Genomic DNA, 10775 nt, shown 5'->3' on the forward strand with positions numbered 1-10775 from the left:
CCGGTGACCGGTATCCCCTTGTTATCGCTCACGATCTTCCTTCCGCTGATCGGTGCGTTGTTCATTCTGTTCGTCCGGGGCGACGAACAGACCGTGGCCCGCAACGCCCGTTATGTGGCGTTGTGGACCAGCGTGGTGACCTTCGTCGTCTCGTTGTTCCTCTGGTTCGGGTTCAAGCCCGGCACGGCGGAATTCCAGTTCCTGGAAGAGCACCAGTGGTTCCCCGAGTTCAACATCGCCTACCGGGTGGGCATTGACGGCATCAGCCTGTTCTTCGTCCTGCTGTCGACCCTGCTGACGCCGATCTGCGTGCTGGCGTCCTGGGAGTCGATCAAGTCCCGGGTGAAGGAATACATGATCGCCTTTCTCGTGCTCGAGACCTTCATGGTCGGCATGTTCTGCGCGCTCGATTTCTTTGCCTTCTACGTCTTCTTCGAGGGCGTGCTGATCCCGATGTTCCTGATCATCGGCGTCTGGGGCGGCGGCAATCGCATCTACGCGGCGTTCAAGTTCTTCCTCTATACGTTCCTGGGCTCGGTCCTGATGCTGATCGCGATCCTGGCCATGTACTGGGACGTGGGCAGCGCCAGCATTCCGGCGGCGTTGCAGCACACCTTCTCGCCGGCCATGCAGCCCTGGCTCTGGATCGCCTTCTTCGCCTCGTTCGCGGTGAAGATGCCGATGTGGCCGGTTCACACCTGGTTGCCGGATGCGCACGTGGAGGCGCCGACCGCCGGCTCGGTCATTCTGGCGGGCGTGCTCCTGAAGATGGGCGGCTACGGCTTCCTGCGCTTCTCGATCCCGATGTTCCCGCTGGCCTCGGCCGACTTCGCGCCGCTGGTCTATGGCCTCTCGTGTGTCGCCGTCATCTACACCTCGCTGGTGGCGCTGGCGCAGGAGGACATGAAGAAGCTGATCGCCTATTCGTCGGTCGCGCATATGGGCTTCGTCACCATCGGCCTGTTCACCATGAACCAGCAGGGCGTCGAGGGCGCGGTGTTCCAGATGCTCTCGCACGGCGTGGTGTCGGGCGCGCTCTTCCTCTGCGTGGGCGTGGTCTATGACCGGCTGCACACACGCGAGATCGCGCGCTATGGCGGCCTGGTGCACAACATGCCGAAATACGCCTTCGTCTTCATGGTGTTCACCATGGCGAGCGTCGGCCTGCCGTCGACCAGCGGTTTCGTCGGCGAGTTCCTGGTGCTGGCCGGCGCCTTCCAGGACAACACCTGGGTGGCGGCGCTGGCCGCGACCGGGTTGATCCTGGGTGCCGCCTACATGCTCTATCTCTACCGCCGGGTGATTTTCGGCCGGCTGGAGAAAGAGGACCTCAAATCCCTGCTGGACCTGAACTGGCGCGAAGTCGGCATCATGGTGCCGCTGGTGGTGCTGGTGTTCTGGATGGGCATTTATCCGTCCAGCTTCCTGAAACTGATCAATCCCTCGGTGACCGCCGTGGTGGAACAGACCACTCATGCGCTGGAGGCGAGAGCCGCCGGCATTCCCGAAGCCGCCGCCGCCGCCAGCGGCCATCACTAAGGAGGCAGTGCGAGACATGTCTTGGACCGTAGCCCTGCCCGAAGTGGTGTTGGCCGTCGGCGTCATGGCGATGCTGATGCTGGGCGTTTTCCGCGGCAATGGCGCGACCGGCCTTGTGGCCGTATTGTCGTCGGTGTTGCTGCTGGTCGTGCTCGGCCTCAGCACCATGGGCGAGAACGGCATCGCCTTCGGCGGCCTGTTCGTCGAGAACAGCTTCACCGGGTTCGTGAAAGTGCTGATCCTGGTGGCCAGCGCCGTCGCCATCATCATGGCCATGGACTTCTTCCGGCGCGAAGGCCTGGAGCGGTTCGAATATCCGGTGCTGATGCTCACCGCGACGCTCGGCATGCTGCTGATGGTGTCGGCGAACGACTTCATCGCGCTCTATATGGGCATCGAACTGCAATCGCTGTCGCTTTATGTGCTGGCCGCCTTCCGCCGCGACTCGCTGCGCTCGACCGAGGTCGGCCTGAAGTATTTCGTGCTGGGTGCGCTGTCGTCGGGCATGCTGCTCTATGGCTGTTCGCTGATCTACGGCTTCAGCGCCCACACCGGCTTCGAGGCCGTGGCAGAGGTGCTGACCGGCGGCGAGACCGTGCCGCTGGGCGTTGCCGCCGGCATCGTCTTCGTGATCGCCGGCCTGGCCTTCAAGGTGTCGGCGGTGCCGTTCCACATGTGGACGCCGGACGTCTATGAGGGCGCGCCGACGCCGATCACCGCCTTTTTCGCCGTTGCACCGAAAATCGCCGCCATGGCGCTGTTCGTCCGGGTCCTGTTCGGGCCGTTCGGGCACATGGTCGATGTCTGGCAGCAGGTGATCGTGTTCATCTCGCTGGCCTCCATGATCATCGGCGCGTTCGCGGCGGTGGCGCAGACCAATATCAAGCGCCTGATGGCCTATAGCTCCATCGGCCATATCGGCTATGCCCTGGTCGGTCTGGCGGCGGGCACGCAGGCGGGCGTCAGCGGCGTGCTGATCTATTTCGCGATCTACCTGTTCATGAATGTCGGCACCTTCGCCTGCATTCTCTCCATGCGCCGCAGCGGCCGCATGGTGGAGGGGATTGCCGATCTGGCCGGCCTTTCGCGCAGCCATCCGATGATGGCGGCGGCAATGGCGGCCTTCATGTTCTCCATGGCCGGCGTGCCGCCGCTGGCCGGTTTCTGGGGCAAGCTGTATGTGTTCCAGGCCGCCGTCGGCGCGCAGCTTTACGTCCTGGCCGTGGTCGGCGTGCTGACCAGCGTGGTGAGCTGCTTCTACTATATCCGCATCGTCAAGCTGATGTATTTCGACGACGCGGCCGAGGCGCTGGACCGCAATATCGGCAGCGAGATGAAGGCGGTGCTGGCGGTCTGCTCGATCGTGATCCTGCTGTTCATCCTGGTGCCGGGGCCCATCGCCCAACCGGCGACCGCCGCCGCCGCGGCCCTGTTCGGGGGCTGAGGCGACGGTGCCGAACCTGCCGCCCGGCTACCGTGTGACCCGGTTCGAAACCGTCGGCAGCACCAATGACGAAGCCAAGGCCGCCGCCCGCGCGGGCGCGGTCGATGGTTCGGTGTTCTGGAGCCCGCACCAGAGTGCGGGGCGCGGTACTCATGGCCGCGACTGGGCGACGCCGCCGGGCAATCTGGCGGTGTCGATCCTGAAACGCCCGCGCATGCCGCTGGCCTTTGCGCCCCAGGCGGCGCTCGTCACCGCCGTTGCCGTCGCCGAGGCCTTGCCGGAGTTGGGTGTGGCGTCCGACCGCATCCGTCTGAAATGGCCGAACGACGTGCTGGTGGACGGCGCCAAGATCTGCGGCATCCTGATGGAAGGCGAGGCGGAGGGCGTCGGCACGCGCTGGCTGGTGATCGGCACCGGCCTGAACCTGGTGCATCATCCGGCCGAGACGCGCCATCCCGCCACCGACCTCGCGGCGCTCGGCCTGTCGGTGACGCCGGAGGCCGCGCTGGCCGCCTATCTGACCGCGTTCGACCGCTGGTGGGGGCGCTGGCGGCGCTACGATTTCCAGGTGGTCGCCACCGCCTGGGCCGCCCGCACCCTGCACCGGCCGGGCGACCGGCTTACCCTCACCGTCGGACGCGACACGCTGACGGCCGTCTACCAGGGGCTTGCGCCGGATGGCGCGCTTGTGATCCGGGATGCGGACGGGGTAGAGAAACGAATCGTCTCGGGCGAGATCTTCACCGGATCGCAGACCTGATCCTCAATCGCACGGAAGCCTGTTGCCATGCTGTTGGCCATTGACGCCGGCAATACCAATACCGTCTTTGCGGTGTACGAGGGCGAGGAGCAACGCGGCCTGTGGCGCGCCGCCACCGACTCGCACCGCACCGCCGACGAGCACGCGGTCTGGCTGATCCAGTTGATGGGCCTGAAAGGGCTGAAGCCGTCGGACATCGACGCAGCCATCATCTCGACCGTGGTGCCGGCGGCGATGTTCAACCTGACCAATCTCTGCGGCAATTATTTCAACGTCACCGCGCTGGTGGTCGGCGATCCGGGCGTCGAACTCGGCATCACCGTGAACGTGCCGAACCCGCGCGAGGTGGGCGCGGACCGGTTGGTCAACGCCGTCGCCGCGCACCAGGCCTATGCGGGCGCGCTGATCGTCATCGACTTCGGCACCGCCACCACGTTCGACGTGGTCAGCGCCGACGGCGGCTATCAGGGCGGCATCATCGCGCCGGGCGTCAACCTGTCGATGGAGGCGCTGCACATGGCGGCGGCGAAACTGCCATTGGTCGCGGTGCGGCGGCCGCAGAAAATCGTCGGCACCGACACGGTCGGGGCCATGCAGTCCGGCATTTTTTGGGGCTATGTGGGCTTGATTGAGGGGCTCGTCGCCCGAATTAAAGCGGAAGCCGAACTGACGGATGTGAAGGTCGTTGCCACCGGCGGGCTTTCCACCCACTTCTTCAACGCAACGGATGTGATTGATTTGACCGATAAGGACCTGACCTTGCGCGGCCTGCTGGAAATTCACCGGCTGAACCGCCCCGGGATGCGGGCGAGCCAGTGAGCGCAAGGAAGCCCGTGAAAAAATCGAAGAGCATGGCTCCATCGAAAGACAATGTCCTGGCCAAACTGCCGGTTCCCGGCAAGGACGAGGTGCTGTTCTGCGCCCTGGGCGGCATCGGCGAGATCGGCATGAATGCCGCGCTCTATGGCCATGACGGCCAGTGGATCATGGTCGATTGCGGCATCACCTTTGCCGACGACCAGAATCCCGGCGTCGACGTGATCGTGCCGGATATCCGCCCCGCCCGCGCCCTGGGCGACCGGCTCCAGGCCATCGTCATCACCCACGCGCACGAGGATCATGTCGGCGCGGTCCCCTATGTCGGCCCCGGGCTCGACGTACCGGTCTATGCGACGCCCTTCACCGCGATGTTCCTGAAGCGGAAGTTGCAGGAAGACGGCGACGGCGACGTTGCGGTGCGCACGGTCGACAAGGGCGGCTCGTTCCAGGTGGGGGTGTTCAAACTCAGCTATCTGCCGGTGGCCCATTCCATCCCGGAGGCGCAGTCGGTCGCGATCGAGACCGGCATCGGCACCATCCTGCACACCGGCGACTGGAAGACCGACCCGACCCCGGTGGTCGGCAAAGGGTTCCAGCCGAAGCGGTTCGAGAAGCTGGGCGAGGCGGGCGTGCTCGCCATGTTCTGCGACTCGACCAATGCCCTGGTCGAGGGCCGCACCGGCAGCGAGGCGGAACTGGCTCCCGGCATCGCCCAGCAGATCGCCGAGGCGCCGGGACGGATCATCTTCACCAGCTTCGCCAGCAATGTGGCGCGCATGGTCACCATCTGCCGCGCGGCGGCGGAGCAGGGACGGCATGTCGGCCTCGCCGGCCGGTCGCTGCGGCGCATGCACGACATTGCCAAGGCGACCGGCTACTGGCCGGACGACCTGCCGGCGCTGGTGGACGAGGCCGACCTGGGCTATCTGCCGCCGGAGACGACCGTGATCCTCTGCACCGGCAGCCAGGGCGAGGCCAACGCGGCGCTGGCGCGCATGGCCGGCGGCGCCCATCAGCACATCACGCTCGGCAAGGGCGATACCGTCGTCTATTCCTCGCGCGACATTCCCGGCAATGAGCGCGCCATCGGCCGCGTGCGCAACCGTCTGCTGGCGCTCGGCGTCCGGGTGGTGACGGAGCGGCAGGCGCATATCCATGTCTCCGGCCACCCCGCGCGCGACGAACTGCGCGACATGTATGGCTGGGTGAAGCCGAGTCTGGTCGTGCCCTGCCATGGCGAGACCGCGCACCTGCTCGCCAACGCCGAACTGGCCACGGCCTGCGGCGTGCCCGCCGTGGCGCAGGCGCCGGACGGCATCGTGCTGCGCATCAAGAAGGACCACGCCACCGAGCTGGGCCGGTTGCAGACCGGGCGGCAGGCCGTCGACGGCTCGCGCACGGTCGCCATCGGCGGCGACACCCTGCGCGACCGGCGCAAGGTGATGGAAAACGGTGCCGTGCTCATCAGCGCCGCGCTCGACCGCGACGGCGATCTGGTGGCCGACCTGGAAATCTCCACCCACGGCCTGACCGACGGCGACGACGAGGAATTGCTCGACGACATTGCCGACGTGGTCGAGGAAACGCTGGAGGAAACCGGCAACCGCGATGTGGATGCCCGGGCCGACAAGGTGCGCACGGCGGTGCGCCGCTTTCTGCGCCACCGTTTCAACAAGCGCCCGGTCGTGACCGTTCACCTGTTGCGGGTCGACGCCACCGTCGTGGCCTGACCCGCCGTTTTCGTTTGTCCCGAAGGAGCCCGCCTCATGCTTGGCCGTCTCAACCATGTTGCCATCGTCGTTCCCGATCTGGCCGCCGCGGCCGAGACCTACCGCGCCACCCTGGGCGCCACGGTGTCGGCGCCGGAAACCCTGCCGGAGCACGGCGTCACCGTCGTGTTCGTGGAACTGCCGAACACCAAGATCGAACTGCTGGAGCCCTATGGCGAGGGCTCGCCCGTTGCCGGCTTCCTGCAGAAGTCGCCGTCCGGCGGCATGCATCATGTCTGTTACGAGGTGGACGACATCATCGCCGCCCGCGACAAGCTGAAAGGCGAGGGCGCGCGGGTGCTGGGTGACGGCGAGCCGAAAATCGGCGCGCACGGCAAGCCGGTGCTGTTCCTGCACCCGAAGGATTTCTGCGGCACGCTGGTCGAACTCGAACAGGCCTGAACCCATGAATATCGTCACGGGAATCGCGGCCTTTATCATCATCTGGTGGGTGGTGCTGTTCGCGGTCCTGCCGTTCGGCGTGCAGCAGAACAAATCCCCGGCTCTGGGTGAGGATCACGGCGCGCCGGTGCGCCACCGCATGTGGATCAAGGCGGGGGTGACGACGGTGATCGCGGCCGTGCTCTGGGGCGGGCTGTATCTCGCCCAGGAATGGAACGTGTTTTCGTTCCGGGATATCTCCGGCGGCTACACGTCGATGGACAAACCGGCGGCAAAATAACCCCAAACGCGAAAAAGCAAGCCCGGCATGCCGGCCTTGCTTTTCGCTCCCGACCGCCTGCGTACAGGCGCCGGAAATGGGCGAATTGCTTCCTCCCTGGACTTGAGCCGCACGCTTTTAGAGCATGTGATGCAAAAGTGCTCGTCCAGATGCGAGGTCGACACTAAGGGCCGAGTGACGTAAGGTCACTGCCCTTTCCACGATGCGGAAGTGTCGCATGTGGTTTCTGCGTACCGCCTCGATATTGGGCAGGAACCGCAGCCGACGACAGGGAGGAATCCGATGACCGAGACCGCCACTGCCATTGACCACGACGCCCGGCGGGCCGGGCTGGTCGCGAAATACCGCCCCACCAACCAGCCGGCGGGCGCGGCCCGGGTCGGCACGGGCGGCGTCGATCACCTGGCACTGATATGCTCCGACGTCGGGCAGACGATCGAGTTCTACACCCAGGTTCTGGGCATGACCCTGAACAAGATCGTTCCGAACCGCGACGAGCCCAGCTCGACCCACATTTTCCTCGACATGGGCGGCGGCAATTTCCTCGCCTTTTTCGATTTCCCGAAAAAGGGGCCGGCCAAGACCCAGCGCGGCGTCGGCAGCATGCATCACCTGGCGTTGAAGGCGACGCCCGCACAATATGCGCACGCGGTCAAAACCGTGCGCGCGCGGGGTATCGAGCACGATATCCACGGCAGCGAGACCAAGGGCGCCCTCTATTTCCGCGACCCGGACGGCATCCTGCTGGAAGTCACCACCGGCTACTGACCGGCTCCGACCCCGAGGAGGGCGAGGGGGAGAGGGGGCGAGGATATGAGCGGTGTGCCGGCCGGGCCGGTGCGCCGGTTCCGCTTGGCCTGGTCCCATGCCGGGTAGCATTTGCGCGGGCTTGTGAAGAGGTCGCAACCTTTGCGCCCGCATCGTGGCGTACGCGGGTGATCCAGGTCACAGCGCTCCGACCATCATTTCGCCAGATTTTCGGTGGTCCAATGGGCCGTGCTGCACCTTCTCCCCGCGTGGTGGAGAATGTGTTATGTGAGGTGCGTATTAAATTAAGATTTGATTTGTTCGAAACGGAGTGAAGTATTTCATACATTAACCAGCGATATCATTGACAAGTATCGGATTTCGGCAAACAATCCCCTCACGACGATTGTGATCGCGGGCCCAGAGGCCTGGCCAGCGCAGGCGGTGGACCCTTCCGTAACCTTTGTTCAGAGGGATGGAACATGCCGGTTCAAGTCAGTTATCCTGGGGTCTACGTTCAGGAAATTCCCAGCGGTTCCCGCGCCATCGTCGGAGTGCCGACGTCCATCGCCGCCTTTGTCGGCTACACGGCCCGCGGCCACGACAACCTCGCCACCCGCATCTTCAATTTCGGCGATTTCGAGCGGAAGTTCGGCGGCATCGCCCGCGACAGCCTGGTGTCGCACCAGGTCAAGCACTTCTTCGACAATGGCGGCGGCCAGGCCTATATCGTGCGCACGCCGAAGCCGGATTCCGTGCCGGCCGCCATCAATCTGCTGGACGGGACCGCCGGCGGCGACGACGTCTCGTTCACGCTGACCGCGCGCAGCCGCGGCGCCTGGGCCAATTCGGTGGTGGCCGCGGTCGATTACAACGGCGCCGCCGACGCCAATTCCTTCAACCTGCATCTGACCGACCTCGCCACCGGCGAAAGCGAGAGTTTCCTCAACCTGTCGGTCAGCGCCGCCTCGCCGAATTACGTGCCGGTGGTGGTGAACGATCCCGCCAGCGGTTCGAACATGGTGAACGCCACGGTGCCGGCCACGAATGCCGGCGGCCGGCCGATCCAGACCGGCCTGGTCGGCGGCGATTTCACCCTGACGGGCGGCCAGATCACCACGATTTCGAACGCCGCCAATCTCGACATCGCGGTCACCGCCTCGCGGCCGGCGGGGCAGATCGCGGCGGTCAATGTCCGCCTGATCCAGCAGAACGAGGCCGTGCCGACCAGTGTCGTCAGCCTCGCCCGCCTGGTCGAGCGGCGCATTTCGAACGCGCTGAACGCGGTGCTGCCGGGGGCAGGGGTGACGGTGACGCCCAGCGCCAGCGGCCTCGGCCTGCGCATCGTCGCCGACTTCGACTTCACCCTGATCCCGTCCGGCATCGACACGCTGCTGACGCTGGCGGACGTGACGCCGGGGGCGCTCGCCGCCTTCCACCTCGGCGCGCCGTCGGCCAATGTCGCCCACTATCGCCTGGGCGCCGGCGCGACCGAGGCGGCGCAGGCGGGCGCGGTGCTGGGTGTCGACGGCGTGCAATTGCCGCTGAACGCCGACCTGATCGGCTCGGAGGCGGCGTTTACCGGCATTTACGCGCTCGACCGCGCCGACGTGTTCAACATTCTCTGCATTCCCGATGCGACCCGGCCGCTGGTGGCCGACCCGAACCGGCTCGACACCAACCTGGACCCGAACGCGGTCTATGCCGCGGCCGCGACCTATTGCGAGCGCCGCCGTGCCTTCCTCCTGATCGACCCGCCGCCGGAAATCGGCGACCTGGAGGATGCGGTGGAGTGGATCAGCGGCGGCCTCACCGTCGGCGGCACCAACGCCGCCACCTACTGGCCTCGCGTGCGCCTGCCGGACCCTTCGAACGCCTTCAAGCCGCGCGCCTTCGGCCCCGCCGGCGTGATCGCCGGCCTTTATGCCCGCACCGACAGCGCCCGCGGCCTCTGGAAAGCGCCCGCCGGTACGGAGTCGCGCCTGCGCGGCGTGCAGGAGCCGCTCTACAAGCTCACCGATGCCGAGAACGGCGTGCTGAACCCGCTGGGCCTCAATTGCATTCGCAGCTTCCCGGTCTACGGCATCGTCTCCTGGGGCGCGCGCACCCGGGTCGGCGCGGATGCGCAGGCCAGCGAGTGGAAATATGTGCCGGTGCGCCGGCTCGCCCTCTATATCGAGGAAAGCCTGCGCCGCGGCATCCAGTGGGCGGTGTTCGAGCCGAACGACGAGCCGCTCTGGGCCCAACTCCGCGTTTCGGTCGGCGACTTCATGCACGATCTGTTCACCCAGGGGGCGTTCCAGGGCTCGTCGGCGCGCGACGCGTATTTCGTGCGCTGCGACAGTTCCACCACGACCCAGTTCGATATCGACCGCGGCATCGTCAACGTCGTGGTCGGGTTCGCGCCGCTGAAGCCGGCGGAGTTCGTCGTCATCTCGATCCAGCAGATCGTGAACCAGCAGTAAGACCCGAGCGGAGGCAATCATGGCCCAATTCAGCGTCAACGCGAACCGGTTCGACCCCTACAAGAACTTCAAGTTCCGCGTGAAATGGGACGGCCGCTATGTCGCCGGCGTCAGCAAGGTCAGCGCGCTCAAACGCACGACCGAGGTGGTGAAGCACCGCGAAGGCGGCGACCCGTCCACCAGCCGCAAATCCCCCGGCCGCACCGAGTACGAGGCGATCACGCTCGAACGCGGCGTCACCCACGACCCGGAATTCGAGGTCTGGGCCAACAAGGTCTGGAATTTCGGCTCGGTCGGCGAGGAGGTCTCGCTGAAGGACTTCCGCAAGCCGATCATCCTGGAGGTCTACAACGAGGCCGGCCAGAAGGCGATCGCCTACAAGATCTTCCGTTGCTGGGTGTCGGAATTCCAGGCGCTGCCCGACCTGGACGCCAACGCCAACGCCGTCGCCATCCAGATGCTGAAGCTGGAGAACGAGGGCTGGGAACGCGACTACGACGTGACCGAGCCGGAAGAGCCATCCTTCGTGGAGCCCGCCTGATCCCGGCCC

General features: G+C 65.8%; 10 protein-coding genes. All 10 read left to right on the plus strand.

Translation table 11 applies throughout. The annotated features are described in order from the left end of the window. Positions 1-3 precede the first annotated feature (3 nt). The 10 genes from H6844_08450 (at position 4) to H6844_08495 (ending at position 10766) form a co-directional block, all read left to right on the plus strand. The gene (locus H6844_08450) at positions 4-1539 is read left to right on the plus strand and encodes an NADH-quinone oxidoreductase subunit M (protein ID MCB9929429.1); all 1536 of its coding nucleotides are present in this window, start codon (positions 4-6) and stop codon (positions 1537-1539) included. Positions 1540-1555: 16 nt separating this feature from the next. Then, positions 1556-2983 (plus strand): NADH-quinone oxidoreductase subunit NuoN, encoded by a 1428-nt coding sequence (gene nuoN, locus H6844_08455; protein MCB9929430.1) that lies wholly within the window; start codon positions 1556-1558, stop codon positions 2981-2983. Between the two features lie 34 nt (positions 2984-3017). Beyond that, complete coding sequence (locus tag H6844_08460; GenBank protein ID MCB9929431.1) at positions 3018-3743, plus strand: biotin--[acetyl-CoA-carboxylase] ligase; 726 nt, start codon at positions 3018-3020, stop codon at positions 3741-3743. A gap of 27 nt (positions 3744-3770) precedes the next feature. Further along, complete coding sequence (locus H6844_08465; protein MCB9929432.1) at positions 3771-4562, plus strand: type III pantothenate kinase; 792 nt, start codon at positions 3771-3773, stop codon at positions 4560-4562. Positions 4563-4594: 32 nt separating this feature from the next. Continuing rightward, the gene (locus H6844_08470) at positions 4595-6292 is read left to right on the plus strand and encodes a ribonuclease J (protein ID MCB9929433.1); all 1698 of its coding nucleotides are present in this window, start codon (positions 4595-4597) and stop codon (positions 6290-6292) included. Positions 6293-6328: 36 nt separating this feature from the next. Next, positions 6329-6733 carry a methylmalonyl-CoA epimerase gene (mce, locus tag H6844_08475; GenBank protein MCB9929434.1) on the plus strand — a complete coding sequence of 135 codons (405 nt, stop codon included), beginning with the start codon at positions 6329-6331 and terminating at the stop codon, positions 6731-6733. Positions 6734-6737: 4 nt separating this feature from the next. Then, positions 6738-7013 (plus strand): DUF1467 family protein, encoded by a 276-nt coding sequence (locus H6844_08480; GenBank protein MCB9929435.1) that lies wholly within the window; start codon positions 6738-6740, stop codon positions 7011-7013. A 282-nt stretch (positions 7014-7295) separates the two neighbouring features. Beyond that, positions 7296-7781, plus strand: a complete 486-nt coding sequence (locus H6844_08485) for a VOC family protein (GenBank protein MCB9929436.1) — start codon at positions 7296-7298, stop codon at positions 7779-7781. Positions 7782-8242: 461 nt separating this feature from the next. Beyond that, positions 8243-10225, plus strand: coding sequence for a phage tail sheath subtilisin-like domain-containing protein (locus tag H6844_08490; protein ID MCB9929437.1), 1983 nt, complete (start codon positions 8243-8245; stop codon positions 10223-10225). A 19-nt stretch (positions 10226-10244) separates the two neighbouring features. After that, complete coding sequence (locus H6844_08495; GenBank protein MCB9929438.1) at positions 10245-10766, plus strand: phage tail protein; 522 nt, start codon at positions 10245-10247, stop codon at positions 10764-10766. Positions 10767-10775 lie beyond the last annotated feature (9 nt).

The sequence above is a fragment of the Alphaproteobacteria bacterium genome (assembly GCA_020638555.1).
In the GTDB taxonomy this organism is placed as follows: domain Bacteria; phylum Pseudomonadota; class Alphaproteobacteria; order Bin95; family Bin95; genus JACKII01.